Source organism: Corynebacterium sp. MSK297, from assembly GCF_030232885.1.
In the GTDB taxonomy this organism is placed as follows: Bacteria; Actinomycetota; Actinomycetes; order Mycobacteriales; family Mycobacteriaceae; genus Corynebacterium.
In genome coordinates this window covers 202755-222463 of the sequence record NZ_JASPGD010000003.1, presented here as the reverse complement: position 1 = coordinate 222463, position 19709 = coordinate 202755, and the positions used below count along the sequence as shown (strand labels likewise).

At 57.8% G+C, this 19709-nt stretch carries 18 protein-coding genes and 2 pseudogenes; 5 read left to right on the top strand and 15 right to left on the bottom strand.

All coding sequences use genetic code 11. The features are described 5' to 3' along the window. Positions 1-131: 131 nt before the first annotated feature. The gene (mshD, locus tag QP888_RS04695; protein WP_284812357.1) at positions 132-1280 is read right to left on the bottom strand and encodes a mycothiol synthase; all 1149 of its coding nucleotides are present in this window, start codon (positions 1278-1280) and stop codon (positions 132-134) included. 30 nt (positions 1281-1310) lie between these two features. Here mshD and QP888_RS04690 point away from each other — a divergent pair, with 30 nt between their 5' ends. Then, on the top strand, positions 1311-2150 hold the full coding sequence (locus QP888_RS04690; RefSeq protein ID WP_284812356.1) for an LmeA family phospholipid-binding protein: 840 nt from the start codon (positions 1311-1313) through the stop codon (positions 2148-2150). 36 nt (positions 2151-2186) lie between these two features. On the opposite strand, the gene QP888_RS04685 is transcribed toward QP888_RS04690, so the two are convergent. Then, complete coding sequence (locus QP888_RS04685; RefSeq protein ID WP_284812355.1) at positions 2187-3221, bottom strand: diacylglycerol/lipid kinase family protein; 1035 nt, start codon at positions 3219-3221, stop codon at positions 2187-2189. 41 nt (positions 3222-3262) lie between these two features. Between QP888_RS04685 and QP888_RS04680 the strand changes: the two genes are divergently transcribed. Then, entirely contained in the window at positions 3263-3946 is a 684-nt protein-coding gene (locus QP888_RS04680) for a heme-binding beta-barrel domain-containing protein (protein ID WP_284812354.1), read from the top strand. Between the two features lie 43 nt (positions 3947-3989). Here QP888_RS04680 and QP888_RS04675 read toward each other — a convergent pair whose 3' ends face one another. The 3 genes and pseudogenes from QP888_RS04675 to QP888_RS04665 form a co-directional block, all read right to left on the bottom strand. Further along, positions 3990-4160 (bottom strand): hypothetical protein, encoded by a 171-nt coding sequence (locus tag QP888_RS04675; protein WP_284812433.1) that lies wholly within the window; start codon positions 4158-4160, stop codon positions 3990-3992. Between the two features lie 15 nt (positions 4161-4175). Then, positions 4176-4241: pseudogene (locus QP888_RS04670) on the bottom strand (hypothetical protein); the annotation flags it as partial. Continuing rightward, on the bottom strand, positions 4223-5086 hold the full coding sequence (locus QP888_RS04665) for an aminotransferase class IV (protein WP_284812353.1): 864 nt from the start codon (positions 5084-5086) through the stop codon (positions 4223-4225). The gene QP888_RS04665 and the pseudogene QP888_RS04670, both read right to left, overlap by 19 nt. An 85-nt stretch (positions 5087-5171) precedes the next feature. Between QP888_RS04665 and ygfZ the strand changes: the two genes are divergently transcribed. Both ygfZ and QP888_RS04655 read left to right on the top strand, forming a co-directional pair. After that, positions 5172-6341, top strand: coding sequence for a CAF17-like 4Fe-4S cluster assembly/insertion protein YgfZ (gene ygfZ, locus QP888_RS04660; protein ID WP_284812427.1), 1170 nt, complete (start codon positions 5172-5174; stop codon positions 6339-6341). Positions 6342-6461: 120 nt separating this feature from the next. Beyond that, positions 6462-6635: a DUF3073 domain-containing protein gene (locus QP888_RS04655; protein WP_081604949.1), complete on the top strand. Its 174-nt coding sequence runs from the start codon at positions 6462-6464 to the stop codon at positions 6633-6635. A gap of 179 nt (positions 6636-6814) precedes the next feature. On the opposite strand, the gene purM is transcribed toward QP888_RS04655, so the two are convergent. From purM to QP888_RS04615, 8 genes are all read right to left on the bottom strand, one after another. Then, entirely contained in the window at positions 6815-7897 is a 1083-nt protein-coding gene (purM, locus tag QP888_RS04650; RefSeq protein ID WP_284812352.1) for a phosphoribosylformylglycinamidine cyclo-ligase, read from the bottom strand. Positions 7898-7965: 68 nt separating this feature from the next. Further along, positions 7966-9477 (bottom strand): amidophosphoribosyltransferase, encoded by a 1512-nt coding sequence (gene purF / locus QP888_RS04645; protein ID WP_284812426.1) that lies wholly within the window; start codon positions 9475-9477, stop codon positions 7966-7968. A gap of 148 nt (positions 9478-9625) precedes the next feature. Then, a complete protein-coding gene (locus QP888_RS04640) occupies positions 9626-10027 on the bottom strand; it encodes a sterol carrier family protein (RefSeq protein ID WP_284812351.1) in 402 nt (133 codons plus the stop codon). A 77-nt stretch (positions 10028-10104) separates the two neighbouring features. Continuing rightward, complete coding sequence (gene trhA, locus QP888_RS04635; RefSeq protein ID WP_284812425.1) at positions 10105-10755, bottom strand: PAQR family membrane homeostasis protein TrhA; 651 nt, start codon at positions 10753-10755, stop codon at positions 10105-10107. A 255-nt stretch (positions 10756-11010) separates the two neighbouring features. Continuing rightward, complete coding sequence (gene purL, locus QP888_RS04630) at positions 11011-13317, bottom strand: phosphoribosylformylglycinamidine synthase subunit PurL (protein ID WP_284812350.1); 2307 nt, start codon at positions 13315-13317, stop codon at positions 11011-11013. A gap of 12 nt (positions 13318-13329) precedes the next feature. Then, positions 13330-14010 (bottom strand): phosphoribosylformylglycinamidine synthase subunit PurQ, encoded by a 681-nt coding sequence (gene purQ, locus QP888_RS04625; RefSeq protein WP_284812349.1) that lies wholly within the window; start codon positions 14008-14010, stop codon positions 13330-13332. Beyond that, a complete protein-coding gene (gene purS / locus QP888_RS04620; protein ID WP_284812348.1) occupies positions 14010-14330 on the bottom strand; it encodes a phosphoribosylformylglycinamidine synthase subunit PurS in 321 nt (106 codons plus the stop codon). Before purS ends, purQ begins: the two co-directional genes overlap by 1 nt. A gap of 90 nt (positions 14331-14420) precedes the next feature. Further along, entirely contained in the window at positions 14421-15773 is a 1353-nt protein-coding gene (locus QP888_RS04615) for a glycosyltransferase family 87 protein (protein ID WP_284812347.1), read from the bottom strand. Between the two features lie 194 nt (positions 15774-15967). Between QP888_RS04615 and QP888_RS04610 the strand changes: the two are divergent. Then, positions 15968-16240, top strand: a pseudogene (locus tag QP888_RS04610) (transposase); the annotation flags it as partial. Between the two features lie 139 nt (positions 16241-16379). Here QP888_RS04610 and QP888_RS04605 read toward each other — a convergent pair. Continuing rightward, the gene (locus QP888_RS04605) at positions 16380-18632 is read right to left on the bottom strand and encodes a S9 family peptidase (protein ID WP_284812346.1); all 2253 of its coding nucleotides are present in this window, start codon (positions 18630-18632) and stop codon (positions 16380-16382) included. 67 nt (positions 18633-18699) lie between these two features. After that, positions 18700-19599: a phosphoribosylaminoimidazolesuccinocarboxamide synthase gene (locus tag QP888_RS04600; RefSeq protein WP_284812345.1), complete on the bottom strand. Its 900-nt coding sequence runs from the start codon at positions 19597-19599 to the stop codon at positions 18700-18702. Positions 19600-19709 lie beyond the last annotated feature (110 nt).

Sequence of the window (19709 nt, the reverse complement as noted above, 5' to 3'; positions counted from 1 at the left end):
TCTCAAACGCTGTGCCGCGCTCACAAGAACTCACACTAAGAGACTTATGTAACCAGGAAGGAAAATCATCATGGACTTCGTGTGAAGTCTCTGCAAACCTTTATGGTCGGGTTAAAAGCCGGGCACAACTGCTAGTTTTCGGCACCGTTTCCGCTGTTAGCGGCATATACCACGTGGTTTTCTGCGATGTCGAAACCGGATTTTTCATATACCCGCACGGCGGATTCATTATCCTTTTCGACATACAGGATGACTTCCGTTGCCCCTTTATTCACCATTTGTTTAATTCCCAGGCGCAGCAGGTGCCCAGACAAACCACGGCCTTGATACGCGCTAGCCAGGCCAATCACATAAACCTCACCGACATAGACCTCACCGACGTCTTTCGCGGAGTCTTCGGCAGCCCCATGCCATTTCGTCCAGTGAAAACCTGCCTGCGCAGGACGCTTGGCGACGCCCTCGGCAGCATCGTCCCCAGCATTATCCGCAGCATCGTCCCACAAAAAGATCACGTCGTGCGGATCGAACCACTCGGCTTCCATGGCGCGATGCAATCGCTCCGTATCCCAACCGCCTTGTTCAGGGTGCCAGGAAAACGCCTGGTTGTTCGCCTCTATCCAACTGTTTTCTACATGCTCGGTGCCGAATCGTTCTACCGACTCAGGATAATTCGCGGCCACGAAACCATCGGGGGTTTCGCCCGGCTCAGCAGATTTCTGCAATGCCTCACCCGTCACAGACATCACCAGCAGGTGGCGGACAATATCCAACTGCTGCTTGTGCGCGATAGCTTCGGCCGCTGGCAACTGCCCGTGTGCCCAGGCTTGCAAACTCGTGCCGACGAGCTCACGCAGATGTTGATACAAGCACGTGCCAAATCCTTGGCCGCGATGGAGAGGAGCGATCACCATCTCCGCGTTCACATCACCACTCGCATCCCGGTCTGCATCACCAGCACTGCCAGGTTGCCAGCCATCCAGGCCAGCCAGCCCCACTAGCTCGTCGTCAAGAAAAACCAGTACGTGCTGGTGGCCAACGCGGGTATCCGATAGCCCCGCGACGAACTGCTCAGACAAGGGAGCAAAACCATCGGTAGATTCTGCATCCTGCACAATTTTCTCGGCGGCAGCGCGCGTCGCGGGAACAATATTCTGCACGTCCTTGCTACCACCGCCTTGTATGAGCCCTCCGTCTTGTACGATCCCGGAGAGATCCGCTTCTGCACGTGTGGCGTCGGCAAGAGTAGTAAGTTGGAAACGTAAACGATCGCAATTAGTCATGCCCCTACCCTAATGCGGTATGAATGAGGAATGTCGTCGATCGTCGTCAAGCGCACAACCGCCCGCCGCGCGACCTGGGCATTGGGTCTCGCCGGTGTGGTGGGCATCGCCTGGATTGGTGATACTGCCGTGGCGTCCAATGTGGAACGCACAATCTCCGATTCGGTATATGAGACTTACGCGCCGCAAGCCGGGCATGAGCTAGCCACACCACCATCGGTGTATGTCGGCGGGATTCCCTATATGCAGGCCTTGCGATCGGCCCAGGTGCCCGTCGTTGGGGTATCCGCACTGGATGTCGATGTGGACGGTGTCGGCATGGTCAACACCGGGGTCACACTACAGGGGGTGAGCGCTGAACCGAATCAGGTGTGGTCGGGCGATTTTGTGGGTGCGAAAGCACAATCCATGCGACGCACGCTGCGTTTGGATGGCGTGGCAATGGGTGCATGGTTGGGCATGAAGGATTTGACGATCACACATCCGGAAAATATTTCCCCAGGTGGTGGCACCGCAACTGAGGCCGTGTTTCAGGGACGCCCACCGGGTTTCCATGAGCAGGTTTCCGTGCTGGCCACGTTGCGGTTGGTCGGTGATGAGTTTCAACTGCGCCCGAAAGAAATTGTCAGCTCATCGGTACACCCGGATGATGCAGACGACGACGCGCTGGCAGCCTTTGATCTGACCGTGGATACCACCACGTTGCCGCTAGACCGACCCGCAGATGCGGTGTATCTGGAAGGCGGTTCCATCGTATTCGAGGCTGTGCGCAATAACGTGATTGTGCAGCCGGAATACCTCACCCCGGTCGGTAGCACCCCCACAGTTGGCACTCCGGCGGTTGGCACTCCGGCGGTTGGCACCGGATAATTTTCGTCAGCGGATAACTTTCGTCACCGGTTAGCTTTAGATCCGGAATAAATCGCGCACCACGGCCCACACACCGCGCTGCTGCACCGGAATGATTTCTTCTGGCGAGAACACCTCGATGGCATCCGGGATGCTGTTGAGCTCCACGGTTTTCAGCTTGCCCTGGGTTTCGCCGTCGGCCTGGAAGCGCAGCTCTTTGTCACATTCCAAGGTGATGCGGGTGGCATCGTCAAAACGCAGCGTGCGCGCATCGGTGAACTTGTTCAACCGGCCCTTTCCGTCTGCCCCGAACAGGTGCAGCAGGCCGACGAAGCCGCCGAAGCCTTTCAGATCCGTCAAGCCAAACGTTCCCAGCCCCTTATCGAAGGAGTTGCGCGGGTTGGTGACTACCGGCAACGGACCCAAGAATGTCCACGGGTTCGTGTTCGAGGCAAACACCAGTGGGGCTTCGTCAATATGCTGGGTTTGCCCCTCGGCAGATTCTGCATGCGCGCTGATTTTCGGCGGCGCGTTCAATATTCGATGCCAGGCCTGGTAGGAAATACGCAGGTAACGCAGCGGGGTGGCAGCGAAGCCTTGTTCGCGAAGTTTGTCGATGCTGTGCAACACATCGGCATCAATACCGATACCCGCGTTGATGGCAAACCATCGGTCATTCCAGGTGCCCAAGCGAATGCGCCGGCGCAGGTTTTGTTTAATGTGGCCCACCACAAGCTCCGTGGTGTGCACGGCATCGCGCGGGTAGCCGAGCGCGCGCACGAAGACGTTCGCCGACCCAGTCGGGATCACCGCTAACGCAGGAACCTCAGAGGCTTTTCGACGGCCGTCGCCAACCTTGCCCAACAGCCCGTTGACTACTTCGTTGACGGTGCCATCCCCGCCGACCGCGATAACCACGTCGACATCTTCGCGGCTAAGCCCGCGGGTCATATCCTCGGCATGGCCGACGTAGTGAGTGAACTTGGTGAGCACATGCGAATCATCAATACTGCGCACCAGCGGGATAATACGGCGGAACAGTTCATTGGTTTGACTCGTCGAATTTGGATTAGCGATTAACAGAATGCGCACGAATGCCTAGAGTAGCCGATCGCACGGTAGAATTAACGATTATGACAGCCGAGGAGCAGAACAACGCGAAAAACCAGAAAGACGCAAACGACAAAGTAGACCCACAAATGCGTTTGGATGGCAACGAGGCCATCAACCTAGCCGAAAAGCAGGCGAAGAAAACCGCGGACAAGAACATCCCGCAAACCGGCCTGGGCAAATTACCAGTCCCGGATGACACGGCAAACCTACGTTACGGGCCAAACCTGAACGACGGCCTGTTGGGCGTACTGCCTCTTATTGGCGTATGGCGCGGTGAAGGCCAGGCAGTCACCGCCGACGGCCAACACACCTTCGGGCAGGAAATCATCTTTTCGCACAACGGCGAAAACCACGTGAAGTATGATTCACGCACCTGGTTCATTGATGAAAACGGCAAGCCTGCGGGCGCTTCCCGACGCGAAACCGGCTACCTACGTATCGACAACAAGGATGCCATGGAGCTGACGTATACCTCTTCTGACGGCATCGTGGAAATCATGTACGGACAACCTCACAATGAGCGCTCGTGGGAGCTGCAATCTGCTTCCACCATGGTCACCGAGACCGGCCCGAAAACACTAGGCCCAGGTAAACGTTTGTACGGCCTGATGCCAAATAATGACCTGGGTTGGGTCGACGAGCGCGTCACCGACGGCGAGCTAACACCGTATATGTCGGCGCAGCTGCAGCGCGTGGCGGGTTAACCGAGCCTGCTCACATCGGTCGCTACTACGGCTACTGCGACCGCTAGAGACTTAGCGCTTGTTCGATCAGCGCGCGGATTTCCGCGTGATTTTCTGGGGCCGGTAACTCCACCGCGGCCGGTAACTCTATGATTTCGGCATCGCCACCAGTTGCATGGAGCCCGCCCAAGCTGGTCACTCGCGCAGCGATCCGCACCGACGAAATCAACCACACCGATTCCGCCTGGTACAGCTCTCCTGCTGTGACCGGGCGGTTTTCGCATCTCCAGCCACGGGCTACCGCATACTCGAACAGAGAATCGACCGTGGTACCCGCCAGCACGTCTCCAGCGGGGTAACTAAGCGGCGCTTGCCGATGCCGGCGGTGCCGCCAGTCCTGTTTCCGTCAGCGTCCCTGTCCCTGTTGCTGCCGCTGCCCCTGTCTCCGTCGCTGCCACTGTCCCTGTCACTATCCGTGTCTCCGTCGTCCCGGAGCACCAACACCACCGTGGAGGTCGCGCCTTCTAGCACGCGGGCTGCGCGTTCCGACGAACCACTGGCGGGCTCCACGAAGATTACGTCGTCAAAGCCGCGTGCTTGTCGTAGCGCAGACATCGTAGCCGCATAGTTCACGGTCTTCGCACCCACTGTCGTCGTCCAGCCGCGCGGAACCAGCTGTGCGCGTACCCCCTCGCGCCGCTGCCGCAGCACAGTATCGGACACCGGGGTGATCACCAGCCAAGCGGTCGGTTGTATCCCAGCCGCACCAACAAACTGCCGGCCTCGTGAATACGTCCAGGTGCATTTCGCATCGACACCGCTGGCGTCGGCAAGCACGCCTGTCAGCTCCCCTAACTCAGCGAGACGCTGTTGCCAATCAGAAACCGCCGCCGCTGTCGCGCGTGCCCAGAGTTCACGTTCCGGTACCGGCAATTCCAAGCGCTGCGCAGAACGCTGCAGCCGGTCCAGGTGTCGCTGCAAATTCGCCGCACGTCCAGCACGCACCAGCACGGACTCAAAAACAGCTTCGCCCCTTGTCACCGCGGCGTCGTCCCAGAAGACCACCGGTTGCGCTGGATCATGGCGCCGAAAAGTACCCGCGCGCACATCAAGGGTATACACCACCGGTGTCAACGACGTTGTTGGAGATTGCTCACACATGTCATGGATTATGCCAAGGTTCTAGCGCTACCATGGTGATGTGACTACGCACTACCGTTCTGTACTGCTGAACCGTCCGGATGCCATGGCTTATCAGGAGGATCCACCGCACCCGGATGTCACCGGTGTGGCCTGGCATTATGGCGAGCCGCTAAGCGAACAGCGCGCAATTGCATCCACCGGCGCCATCGTGGATCGTTCCCACCGCCGCGTGTTAAAAGTATCCGGTCCGGAAGCCGCCGCGTTTTTGCATAATTTGCTTTCGCAAAAACTAGACGACGTTGCCGCTGGTTGGTCTGGGTCCGCATTGGACCTGGATACGCAGGGCCGCATTCTGCACACCATGGATATCACGGTAACCACAGAAGCAGTAACCACAGAGGCAGATGCTCACGGCGCAGCTCACGACGACTCAGTCGAGCAGACTGAAACCGCTGGATCTGCGGGATTGGTTTTTTACCTAGACTGCGAAGCCAGCCAGTTCGATTCCCTGCAGGATTTCTTGCAGAAGATGATCTTCTGGTCGCAAGTGACCATCGAGGAAGCCGACTTGGCAATCATCACCGTGCTCGGTGGCCCGGCGGATATCGATCTTCCTTCGCAGGCCGTATATTCGCGCGCGGTTTCGAAGGCACATTCTGGTGACGCTGGTTTCGGTTCAGCTGTAAACACAGCACCAACCACTGGTTTGTGGGAAACCAACCGCACAGATATCGCGGTACCGCGGGAGCAGCTGGCAGCAGCCGTCGAGGAACTCGAGAATGCCGGATTGCAGCTCATCGGGCTGATGGCGTATACCGCCGAGCGGGTCAAGGCGCTCGAGCCAGAGGCAGTTGATCTGGATGAAAAATCTATCCCGCATGAAATACCACATTGGATTGGACGCGGGCCACGCATCGGTGCCGTGCACCTGGAAAAGGGATGTTATCGCGGACAAGAAACCGTCGCACGCGTGGAAAATTTGGGTCGCAGTCCGCGGCTGGTGGTTTTGCTGCACTTGGATGGTTCAGCGCCAACAATGCCGAGCCCGGGTGCGGATATTCAGGCGAAGGGTCGGCGCGTCGGCACGCTCGGTACCGTGATTGATGATTGCGACTATGGGCCGATCGCACTCGGCATCGTGAAACGCTCCGCATTGGATGCAGGACAAGTCAACATTGGTGATGTCGCTGCAAGTATTGATGCGGAATCCATCCCGGTTGACGAAGGCGAAAAGGCTGGTAGGGCGGCTATTAACAAGTTACGCGGACGTTAGTTTTCCCCCGGTGCAGAATTTTTTGCGGTTTTGCTCTATCCTGTAACACAGGACGAATAGAAAAGCAGATGGGGCATCCGAATTCCCTGGATTGCCCTTAACCCAAAGGGGGTCATGGCTATGGGTCGAGGACGCCAGAAGGCAAAGCAGACTAAAGTTGCCCGGGAGCTGAAGTACAACTCCCCAGCAATGGATCTGGACTCGCTCCAGAAAGAGCTCGCTTCTCAACCGCCGGGACGCGGTTGGTCTGAGGACTCCGACGACGAGTACGACTCTGACTACCGCGAAGACTAACCGCTAGGCCCACTGTGCGTACCGCGCATACTGGGCTTAATATTTGAGCTTTTACCCCGCTACCCTTTCCGGTCACTACAGTTTCCACTGTAGATTCCGGCAGGGGTAGTTTTTGTGTGCTAAACGGCGGCTTGGATTCTAGGGGGGCATCCCCGCCGACGCTAGAACTGCTAGAGCTGCTAGAACTGTGGGTGCTCGCCGTGCATGACGACGCGTGACTCACCCTGACCTGCAGCACGAACCGTGCCCAGTTCCCAGGCGTCGATGTGGCGCGCGGTAAGTACGGCAAGTGCGCGGTCGCGGTCTTCTGGTGCGACAACGGCGATCATGCCCACGCCCATGTTGAAGGTTTCTTCCATAGCATCGAGGCTGACGTTGCCGGTTTCGGAAATCTTTTTGAAGATCGGCCCCGGTGTCCAGGTGGTGCGGTACACATCAGCGGCCAAGCCTTCTGGAATGACGCGCTCCAGGTTTTTCGCCAAACCACCGCCGGTGACGTGGCAAAATACCGATACCGAACATTCCGACATCAGTTCCAAGCAGTCTCTGGCATAAATGCGGGTCGGCTCCAGCAGTTCTTCGCCTAAGGTACGGCCGAATTCGTCCACGTGCCCATCGAGCGGCAGATTAGCCTGCTCCAGCAGGACGTGGCGCGCCAGTGAGTAGCCGTTGGAGTGCAGACCGGACGAGGCCATGGCGATCACGACGTCGTCTTCGTTGACCTTTTCTGGCCCCAGCACGTCATCAGCTTCTACTACACCAACGGCGGTGGCGGAAACGTCATAGTCATTTTTGCCCATAACGCCGGGGTGCTCAGCAGTTTCGCCGCCCAATAGTGCGCAGCCAGCGGTCACACAGCCTTCGGCAATGCCACCGACAATATCAGCCACCTTTTCCGGGTACACCTTGCCGATGGCCAGATAGTCCTGCAAAAACAGTGGTTCTGCGCCGCAGCAGATGAGGTCGTCGACGCACATGGCCACCAGGTCAATGCCGATGGTGTCGTGCTTGTCCATTGCTTGGGCCACGGCCAATTTGGTGCCGACGCCATCGGAGCCGGATGCCAATAGGGGCTCACGGTATTTACCCAGCGCGAACAGGCCAGCAAAACCGCCGAGGTCACCCCGAACTTCCGGGCGGGTTGCGCGCTTGGCGTGCGGCTTAATCAACTCGACGGCTTGTTCGCCGGCTTCCACGCTCACACCGGCGTCAGCATAAGTTGGGGAATCCGGCTGCGATCCGGGCTGGGAAGAATTCGTCATAATCTCAATCTATCCTTTTATTGGGTGTATTCTGCAGCTGCAATGCAGCGCGGTATCAAACAGCCTAGCTACTCAGCGCTGTTTAGCAGCGTACGCACGGCATCAGCGTTGGTATTGCCCTGTGGCAGACCCAATGGGTAGTTGCCATCAAAGCACGCGGTGCACAGCTGCTTGGCAGGTTGCTCGGTGGCAGCGACCATCTCATCAATAGAGACAAAGCCCAAAGTATCTGCACCAATGGCGTTACGGATGGTTTCCGTCATGCCTTCCAAGGAATCATCACCGCCGATATTCGCAATCAACTCGGCAGGGCTGGCGAAGTCAATACCGTAGAAACACGGCCACTTCACCGGTGGCGAAGCAATACGCACGTGCACCTCGGCAGCTCCGGCTTCCCGCAACATCTTGATCAGCGCGCGCTGGGTATTACCGCGCACGATCGAATCATCCACCACCACGAGACGCTGGCCTTCGATGACCTCGCGCAGCGGATTCAGTTTCAAACGAATGCCCAGTTGCCGCAGAGTTTGCGTCGGCTGAATGAAAGTGCGCTGCACATAGGCGTTTTTCACCAAACCCTGACCAAACGGAATGCCGGATTCGCGGGCATAACCCACCGCAGCTGGGGTGCCGGATTCTGGTACCGGGATCACCAAATCACCGTCGGCAGGATGGGTTTGCGCCAGGCGTTTACCGATCTCCAGCCGCGTCGCATTCACATTACGGCCCCGGATGGTGGAATCCGGGCGCGCCAAATACACGTATTCGAACACGCAACCCTTGTGTTTAGTTTCTGCGAAACGCTGCGTGCGCAGCCCGGCTTCGTCAATCGCGATCAACTCGCCCGGTTCAATTTCCCGGATGAATTGCGCACCGACAATATCCAACGCACAGGTTTCCGAAGCCACGACCCAGCCGCGTTCCAGGCGGCCGAGCACCAACGGGCGCACACCATGCGGATCACGGGCCGCGTACAAGGTATTGCCGTCGGTGAACGTCAAAGAATACGCGCCGTGTACGTCGGGCAACAGGCGCGCAGCAGATTCCAAAATTGAATTATCGTCACCAACGCCGTCGGCAAGCAACGCGGACATCACTGCCGTATCCGAGGAGGTATCACCCGCAGTGATCAGGCCGCGCTGTTCGGCCATCTCGCGCAGTTCCAGATAATTTGTCAGGTTACCGTTGTGAGCCAACGCGACATCCTGGCCATGCTTGGAAGTGCGGAACATGGGCTGCACGTTAGCCCACTCCTTACCACCAGCGGTGGAATAACGGTTGTGCCCAATGGCGACATCGCCCTGCAAAGACTCCAGCAGGGATTCATCAAAAACATTCGAGACCAAGCCCATGTCTTTAAACACAAGCAAGCCATCGTCCCCGCCAACAGCCATACCAGCAGCTTCTTGGCCACGGTGCTGGATGGCGTAGAGGCCAAAGTAGGTTAGCTTCGAGACTTCTTGGCCCGGCGCCCACACTCCGAATACGCCGCATTCTTCGCGTGGTTCGGTTTCGCCGTGATCGTCGAAATCATTGTGCTCAGCATGGTCAGTAAACGTGTTGGCTACCACGCAGTTCATCATAACGGTTGGTGGTGGAATCCGCTAACAAGCACTTTTCCTGTGCTCACCTTAGGCTCGCGAGGAGCTGCGCAGAGCTCGACGAGGGCCTCACTAAAACCAGATTAAGGCACCACTAAAACCCGGTTAGAGCCAGACTAGAGCCTGACTAGAGCCTGATGATGGGCATCCACTGCGCGATTTCACCGGCCCTCGTACCCGACGCCGTCGTGTCTGCCTGAGCCACCAGCTCGTCCCAATTGCTGTAGCCGGTGGCCAAACGCAACCAGGCGTGCGGGCTGGCTTCCACCACATTGGGCGGGACTCCCCTAGTATGACGAGGCCCCTCGATACACTGCACTGCCACGAACGGCGGCACGCGCAGTTCCACACTATGACCGGGCGCATCGGCGGCGAGTAGGCGCGCAGTGTGGCGCACGGCGTCGGCAAGCTGGGAACGGCTCGGCTGTGCAATGCCCGCCACACGTGCGTCCTCGGGGGAATCGGCTACGATCCAATCCGCGATCGCAAGTACTGCCGCGCAGGCTTTGGTGGGGTCGGCTTTTTTCACAGAGTTTGACCTCAAAAGCTTTCTTTTAGGAGCTCCACAGTGGCAACACCCTCTGAACTAAAAATTCAAAGTCTACGCTACGCACTGGCTACGATGATCCACACCGCCACCAGGTGAAAGATCGCCGCGATGATCGTCGCGGTATGGAAGTGCTCGTGGTAGCCATAAATGCGTGCGTTACGGCCCGGCCATTTCAAACCATAAGCCACCGCGCCGACGGTATAGACCACGCCACCGGCCAATAGCAACCACACCACGGCAGGTCCGGCGTTGGTCCACAGTTGAGATACCAGCGGCACGATCAACCAACCCAGGGTCACATAAATGGCCACATCCACCCAGCGTGGACGGGAAAACCAGAAGAATTTCATCACCGCGCTGGCAATCGCACCACCCCAGACGATGACCAAAAGCCACCACGCCTGCGGCAACACAATCAGGCAAAACGGCGTGTAGGTCGAGGCAATGAACACCGCGATCATGGCATGATCGGCCCGACGCCAAGCCTGCACAGTTTTCTGCTTAGCCCACGGAATACGGTGATACAGCGCAGAGACCGCAAACAGCGCGATCAAACCGCAGCCGTAGACAGTAACACCGAGGGCTTGCCACCATTCCAAGCGCATCCACGAAAACGTAGTGAGCACACTCGCGGCAGCCAGCATAAGGATGGCCGCCGCAGAATGAAACCAACCTCGGGTGGCCGGGCGCGGGCCACGATCAACCATGAAGAATGTGCGCTGAACCAGACCTTCCTGGTCACGGCTTTCCTGGTCATGGGTTTGCCAGTCACGGCTTTCCTGGTCATGGGTTTGCCAGTCACGGCTTTCCTGGTTCGCAGCGTGCGAGACAGACGAGGCATTGTTTTTCACGTCCCTTATTTTAGACGAGAAAAATCCCGCCGCGGAAGGTTCTGGCAGATTCTGCAGAACACAAGCCGTGGCGGGAATGCCAAGCTCTAATAAAATGTGCAGCGCTGGCCCTTAATCAAGAACGGAGTTCGCTCCGGTGGCGTGACCAAACAAACCAGGCAACGTGGCTGCCCAGACTTCGCGCAACTCGTCGACACCAACGCTCACGCCTTCGGCAACCTTGATGGTGCGCTCTTCGGTAGTGGCACCGATTTCCGCGGCCGGAACGCCAGCCTTCTTCGCAGCCGCCAGCGTGGCTTCCACGTCGTTCGTGGCCACCAGGATGCGGGAGGCAGACTCCGAGAACATCGCCGTGGTGGCATCAGCGTGCACAGCGGACAAATCCACTTGCGCACCGACACCAGCATCGAAGCACATCTCGGCCAGCGACTGGCCCAATCCACCTTCGGACAGGTCATGCGCTGCGGCGACACCGGCAGCCTCGCCAGCGCTCAACACGGCAGCCAGGCGCTCTTCGTTAGCCAAATCCACCTGTGGTGGTAGACCATTCAAACCAGCACCGGTGACCTGCTGCCAGATGGAACCGCCAAACTCTTCCTTGGTCTCACCCAACAGAACCAGCTTCTGGCCAGCTTCCGGACGGTGCCCGATCGCCTTACGCACATCATCAAACACACCGAGCACGCCGACGACTGGCGTCGGCAAGATTGGCTCCTCGCCAGTCTGGTTGTAGAACGAGACGTTTCCGCCAGAAACCGGCAGCTTCAGCTCCACCGCGCCGTCGGCAAGCCCATGCACGGCTTCGCGGAATTGCCACATGACGTCGGTGTTTTCCGGCGAGCCAAAGTTCAGGCAGTTGGTGATCGCCACTGGGCTCGCACCCTTAGCGACGACGTTGCGGTAGGCCTCCGCCAGAGCCAGGCGCGCACCCATGCTCGGGTCCAGTTTGGTGTAGCGGCCGGAGCAGTCCGCAGACACGGCCACGCCACGATGGGTCTCTTCGTCGATACGCAGCACGCCAGCATCTGAGTGCAGCGCATCGACGGTATTACCGCGCACGTAGCGGTCATACTGCTCAGTGATGAAATCGCGCGAGCACAGCGCCGGTGACGCCAGCATCTTCTTCCAGGCGGCCACCAGGTCTGCTCCTGCTGGCTTGTCGACGCCATGGAACTGCTGCAGCTCATCCTGCCATTCCGGGCGGGCGTATGGGCGTTCATAGACCGGGCCTTCATCAGCCATGGTGTAGGCCGGGGCATCCACAACCACCTCACCACCGTGGCGGATCACTAGGTGCTTGCCGTCGACGACCTCGCCGATTTCGGCACAGGTGACATCCCACTTCGCACAAATCTCGCGGAAGCGTTCCACGTTTTCTGGCGCCACGACTGCGCACATGCGCTCCTGGGATTCCGAAGCCAGGATCTCTGCAGCCGTCATATTTTCTGCCCGCAGCGGCACTGCGTCCAGGTTAACTTCCATGCCGCCGTCACCGGCAGCGGCCAGCTCAGAGGTAGCACACGCCAAGCCGGCGCCACCGAGATCCTGAATACCCACCACGGTTCCTGCGTGGTAGAGCTCCAGGCAGCATTCGATCAATACTTTTTCTGCGAACGGGTCACCAACCTGCACGGCAGGCAGCTTGCGTTCTGCACCATCGTCGAAGGACTCCGACGCCAGCACGGACACGCCACCGATGCCATCCAGGCCGGTGCGCGAACCAAACAGCATGACTTTGTTGCCCTTACCGGAAGCAAAAGCCAGCTTCAGGTCTTCGACCTTCAGCGTGCCGACGCACAGCGCGTTGACCAACGGGTTGGCCGCATAGGATTCGTCAAAGACAGTCTCGCCGCCAATATTTGGCAAGCCCAAAGAGTTACCGTAGCCGCCGATTCCGTGTACCACGCCCGGCAACACGCGGGAGGTATCCGGTGCTTCTGCCGGGCCGAAGCGCAACTGGTCCATCACGGCAATCGGGCGCGCACCCATCGCCATGATGTCGCGGACGATGCCGCCGACGCCAGTAGCAGCGCCCTGGTACGGCTCCACATACGACGGGTGGTTGTGGGATTCCACGCGGAAAGTCACCGCGTTGCCGTCCCCGATATCCACCACGCCGGCGTTTTCACCGATACCGGCGAGGATCTTTTCCGCCATCTGCTCGGTCATGGTCTCGCCGAAGTAGCGCAAGTGCGCCTTCGAGGATTTATACGAGCAGTGCTCTGACCACATCACGGAATACATGGTCAGCTCGGCATCGGTAGGGCGACGGCCAAGGATTTCTTTGATGCGCGCGTATTCGTCGTCTTTCAAACCCAGCGCAGCATACGGTTGTTCCTGGTCAGGGTTCTGCTGGGCTTGCTCGACGGTATCGTTAACGACTTTATTCGCAACAGCGTCATTGGCGACGTGGGCCATAGGTGTGTCTCCTTAGAGCTTCTCGGCGCTCAAAGCGTTGAGTGCGGAACGGAAAATGCCCAGGCCGTCGACAGAAGGCCCAGTCAAAGCTTCAACAGCGTGCTCCGGGTGTGGCATCAAGCCGACGACGTTGCCAGCTTCGTTTGTAATGCCGGCGATGGCGTTGATCGAGCCGTTGAAGTTGTCGGTGTAGCGGAATACCACGCGGCCTTCTGCTTCGAGCTGCTCGATGGTGGCAGCATCGGCTTGGAAACGGCCCTCGCCGTGCTTGGCCGGGATCAAAATTTTCTGTCCCTGCTCATATTCGCTAGTCCAAGCGGTGTTCGCATTCGCGACTTCCAAATAGGTATCCACACAATGAAAGTGCAGGTGCTGGTTGCGGGTGAGCGCTCCCGGCAGCAAGCCGGACTCGGTCAAAATCTGGAAACCATTGCAGATACCCAGCGTCGGCATGCCCTCGCGGGCTGCTGGAATCACAGCCTGCATGACTGGCGACAGCGCAGAGATCGCACCGGAACGCAAGTAGTCACCGTAGCTGAAACCGCCCGGGACGATGACGCCGTCGACATTGTGCAAGCTGTTGTCGTCGTGCCACAGCTCCACGACGTTGGCACCGGCCAGGCGGGCAGCGCGGGCAGCGTCGACGTCATCAAGCGAACCTGGGAAGGTAATGACACCGATGGTTGGGCTCATTAACGCTCACCCCGAGAGTTTTCGGCGTTGCCAGCTTCAGCGGCGGAGTCAGCAGAATCGGCAGCCGCAGAGACCTCAGCATCGCGCTCTTCGATGACGATCTCGAAATCTTCAATAACCGTGTTAGCCAGCAACTTTTCGGCTACCGCCTGGATTTCGGTTTCGGTGACGGTCTCATCGACATCGAGTTCAAAACGCTTACCCTGACGCACCTGGCTGGCGCCGGTCACGCCGATGCGGCCCAGGGCCTGCAATACGGCTTTGCCTTGCGGGTCGAGGATCTCGGGCTTGGGCATGACATTGACTACGACTCTGGGCATTGCACTTCCTTTAGAGACTCGGAGTGTGGGCGTGCCACGGCGTGTGGGCGTGCCACCATTTTCGTTGCCAGTCTAGCGTGAACACACAAATTAATCGGGATTGGTATTCTGGACAGGGAAAAGACCAGTTTGTCGGCGCTGCCACCAAATCATCCGTCGTTGGGGAGAAGCCTCCTTGCGCCCCAATTCAGCGAAACAAAGGGCGATTACAAGGCCTACCAATGTGATTAAGGCCGCCCATGAGACCCATAGGTCGGTAGCTGCAGATGCCACTGGAGGAAAGGCGAAAAAAGCCAAAATTGGGGCAGCATAAGTTATTCGACCTTGGCCGCGTGCGATAATTCCTAGCAACGGTAGAATCGCCACAATAACGTAGTGATCCCAGAGGATTCCGTTCGCAGCCGTAAGAGTTGTGAATATACCCACTGTCGCAATTTTCCACGGCTCATACGATCTCCATGCAGCATAGACCACCAATGCGATGAGCACGAGTATCATCAGACGAGGAACCAAGCTGGCCACCAGGGGAGGATCATTAATGATGGCCACATGCAATCTGTCATCTTCGACTAAGTGCGTGCTGATCTGGGAAGCGAAAGCTCCGTTCACCGGAGCCACTAAAACCGCAGCATTAATTTTTTGCAAGGTTTCGCGCCAGGTCATGAAAACTTCCCAACCTGCAACCACTATGGAGTAACTAACAATGGAGATACCAACCCCCATGGCCATAATCCCAGCTCTGCGCGTCCGTGGAAAAAACAGGCAGATAACCACAAGAATCACGGGTGTAAGCTTCACCGAAGCTGCGAGCCCCAGAGCAATTCCGGCTCGAATTGGTTGAATCCTCGCAGCGGCTAATCCATAAGCAACCCCAGCAAAAATCAAAGGACTAGTTTGTCCAAGGTACAGCGACGACTGGAACGAAGTAGAAACCCAGACCAACAGCATTCCCACCAACAATACGAACGCTGGAATTTCCTCTTCAAACCACAAAAACCACGCGGAAACCACTAACACAACCAGCGCCCACCCTGAAAGAGCGGTTAAAAAATACACCGACGTATCAAAACTCATAATCCGCACAAAAATGCTCATAACATCTGCAACAAAAGGCACGTGTACGAATGGATGCGGCATCGACGAGACATCAGAATTAGCGATCGTGTCAAACCAAACATCGCCCTTTGGCAGTGCGAAGTCCTGATCATCAATCTGATAAAGATACTCGCGGTTATTATCACGGACAAGCAACCCTGCAATCCATAACGAACCCCAGTCCCCTGAATTATGTTTACCAGCAGTAATCACCGTGATAATTAAGCCAAACACTAGGCCGATCACATGGTGATACCAACGCAAAACTGTATCCGGCACTTCATAAATTCTGTGACGGGAAGAACGCAGCGAATGCGTGGTTTCCGTAGATAAATTTGAGGAGCTCATAGTAGATATTAAAGTATCATCAATGCCGTTTTCTTAATTAAACTGGCTCCTGGAGCACTCCAACAGGTACACTCGTGGACGCCATCCACAAAAACGCACTCCCGATCCACATTCGACCAATAATAATTTCGTCGAAATGCCGCTCCGACCGGAACCGAATCCCCTTTGCCTTTGGAGTATCCCCGATAACAGGGATAGTCACTAATTTCCCTCTTTGCGAGGATTTGATGCGTATTCCCAGAGTCGTCATCAGGAAAGTGGGTTAAGTAGCACAGATCCTGCTTACAACCGATGCTGACTCCGACTTCGACAGCTCCGACGACCTGGCCGCCTACGCTAGTATTGCTCCAATCGCTAGACGATCAGGTTCGTCGATCGAGGGTGAATTCCCCACACGGTCTCCAAACAAGCGACTAAAAACCGCTCTGTTCTACTCCGCCTTCGCCGTTCTACGCAGTCGTGCCCCTCACGATAATACTACGAACACAAATGCTGGCCAGGCTCCTAGGCTCGCTTAACACCTAGCCCCATGCTTGTACTCATCAGCATCGAACCAAACGTTTGACATCATCATAGGAGCCCCAAAAACGGCCGCAGCAGCCAAAATTATTCCGTAATACCCGTGGCCTTGTTGATCGTCCACGCGTATTCGAACGCCGTCTGCTTCCACTTGCCGTAGCGCCCCGAGACTCCGCCGTGGCCAGCCGCCATCTCGGTTTGCAGCAAGAACTCGCCACCACCGGCGATCTCACGCAGCTTCGCAATCCATTTCGCCGGTTCCACATACAACACGCGGGTGTCGTTCAATGAAGTCACCGCCAGAATATCCGGGTAGCGCTGGTCGGTGATGTTTTCGTACGGCGCATAGGAAGCCATGTAGTCGTAGTAGTCCGGGTCGTGGTACGGGTCTCCCCATTCATCCCACTCGACGACGGTCAGCGGCAGCTCCGGTTTCAGCATGGATGTCAGTGGGTCCGCGAACGGCACAATGGCAGTAATGCCTGCAAACCGGTCCGGGGCCATGTTGGCGATTGCGCCCATGAGCATGCCTCCGGCCGAGCCACCTTCGGCCACCATCGTCTCCGGCTCCGAGAGCCCACGGGCCACCAGATCGTCGGCCACGTCAATGAAGTCAAAGAAGGTGTTTTTCTTCTTGTCCATCTTGCCATTGTCGTACCAACCACGGCCCATCTCTCCGCCGCCGCGCACGTGTGCGATAGCGAAGATCATTCCGCGATCCAGCAACGACAACCGAGAAATGGAAAAGCCTGGGTCCGTGCTGGACTCGTAGGAGCCGTAGCCGTACAACAAGGTGGGCGTCGGGGTGCTAGTGTCCAGGTCCGCGTGGTGGATGATCGACACCGGAATCTCGGTGCCATCGCGCGCGGTGGTCCACAACCGATACGCGGTGTAGTTGCGGGCCTCGTAACCGCCGAGCACTTCCTGGCGCTTCAACAGCGTAAACGCGCCGGTGGCCGGGCGGTAATCATACAGGTGCGCCGGTTGCGTAAACGAGGTATAACCCAGGCGGATCACCGGGGCATCCCATTCTGGGTTACCAGCCACGCCGACGGTAAACAGTTCTTCCTCGAATTCAATTTCTTGGAAGCTACCCCAATCACCGGCGGCATCGCGCACCGAATCCAGCATCATGATCGCCGCGCGCGGGATCGCGCCACGTCGATAAGAAAGCACCAAAAAGTCGCGATAGGCGTCGACGTCTTCGATGCGCACTTCTGCATCATGCTCGAGCAAGACTGGCAAATCCCGCAGGCCAGGAAGATTGCTTGCCGACGCCACACCGCCGCCGTCACCGTTACCTTCACGAACGCCAGCGCCCGTACCGCCGCCATGACCAGCACCACAGCCATCCGGCACCGGCACGGTAGACACGGCAAAATTTGCACCCGCGGTGTTGTGCGTGACGATCCAATAATCCACACCAGCTACCACCGCGTGGTCGACTTCGTATTCCACACCTGGTTCGCGAGCCCACAGGCATTCAAATTCGCCTTCTGGGTTGTTGTAGTCCAAAACCCAAACCTCAGAAGTGATCTTCGACGAGGTGATGATCATCAAGTATTTCTCAGAGCGCGTGGCACCGACCCCGACGTTGTAGCGCTCGTCTTTTTCTTGGAAAACCAGCACGTCTTCCGACTGGGGCGTGCCAATGCGGTGGCGCCATACCGTATCCGGGCGCCACGCTTCGTCGACACGCTGGTAAAAAATGTAGTCCTCGCCCACCCAGCTGGCGCCGTAAAAAATGCCAGTGAGCTCGTCGGCAAGATAGTCGCCGGTCTGCAAATCTTTTACGTACAGGTGGAAGCGCTCGTCGCCGGCGGTGTCCACGGAATACGCCAAATAGCGCCCGCTGGTGGTCACCGTAGAAGCGCCCAGGGAGAAAAATTCGTGGCCTTCGGCTAGAACGTTGAGATCCAGCAGGATTTCCTCGCCCGGCACCGGGCCGTCGTCTGGGATGCTCGGTGGGGTCCACGGGTCAGTGCCTTCTTCTACCGGGATGCGGCAAGAATAGCCGTAATCTTTGCCCTCTTCGGTACGCCCGTAATACCAATAATCGCCCGCGCGGGTAGGCACGGACATATCGGTTTGTTTGATGCGCGAGGTGATCTCGGAGTAAATATTGTCCCGCAGGCCGGTCAGGTGCTCGGTCTGCGCGTCCGTATAGGCGTTTTCTGCCTGCAAATAGGCAAGAGTGTCCTCTGCTTCCTTATCACGCAACCACTCGTAATTATCCACGAAGTCCCGGCCATGAAAACTACGGGTGACCGGTTGTTTCTTCGCCTGTGGTGGCTGCGCGGGCGCTGGGGTGTACGGAACGCTAGTGCCAGAATTATCCATACCGCCACATGATACTGGTTTTAACTAATGCGCTCGCCAGCCCGCTTGCCGGGGTGCTTGCCGACGCTTAGCCGCCTAGCCAGTCGCTAAATTGCGCGCCGCTCAGACGCTCGTAGGCTTCGATATAACGCGCCCTGGTTGCTGCCACGACGTCGTCGGGAAGTGTCGGTGGGGTGGTCTCGCCATCCCAGCCGGATTCCGCGCTGGTGAGCCAGTTGCGCACATATTGTTTGTCGAAGCTCGGCTGCACCTGGCCTTCCTGGTAGGAATCTGCTGGCCAGTAGCGGGATGAATCCGGGGTGAGCACTTCGTCGCCGAGTACTAGCTGGCCGTCGGCATCCAAACCGAATTCAAATTTGGTATCGGCCAGGATGATGCCCCGTTCGGCAGCTAGCTGCTGCGCGCAAGCGAAGATGTCCACGGTGGCGCTACGCAGCTGTTCGGCACGCTGCGTGCCCAAAGACTCGGCAACCACATCGAAACTGACGTTTTCATCGTGCTCGCCCTGCTCCGCCTTGGTTGCCGGGGTGAAAATTGGGGTCTCTAGCTTGGAAGCTTCCACCAAACCGTCGGGAAGCGCTACCCCGCACACCTCGCCAGTCTTCTGGTATTCCTTCAGCCCAGAGCCGGTCAGATAACCGCGGGCGACGCACTCGAAAGGCAGCATGTTCAGCTCGTGGCAGACCATGGCACGGCCCAACACTGATTCCGGGATGCGCTCGTCGTCTAGCGGGCCCGCCAGGTGGTTGCGCACGCCCATACGCTGGGCTAGTTCTTCGAAGAAATATGCGGAGATCGCGGTGAGCACCCGCCCTTTATCCGGGATTGCTGGTTCCAGGGCATAGTCATAGGCAGAGATCCGGTCCGAGGCGACAATCAGCAACGTGGAATCGTCAATGCGGTAGATATCGCGCACTTTGCCAGTGGCAATCGGGGGATAAGCGGAAAGTTCTGGTCGCGTGGTCATCTACGCTCGTGGGCCTTTCGTGAATTCGGGGATTCGGGAATTCGGGTGCTAAAGCTAAAGTATGCCGGGCTCTGCGGGGCCAGGCTCTGCGGGCCAGGAAAGAGCATGCC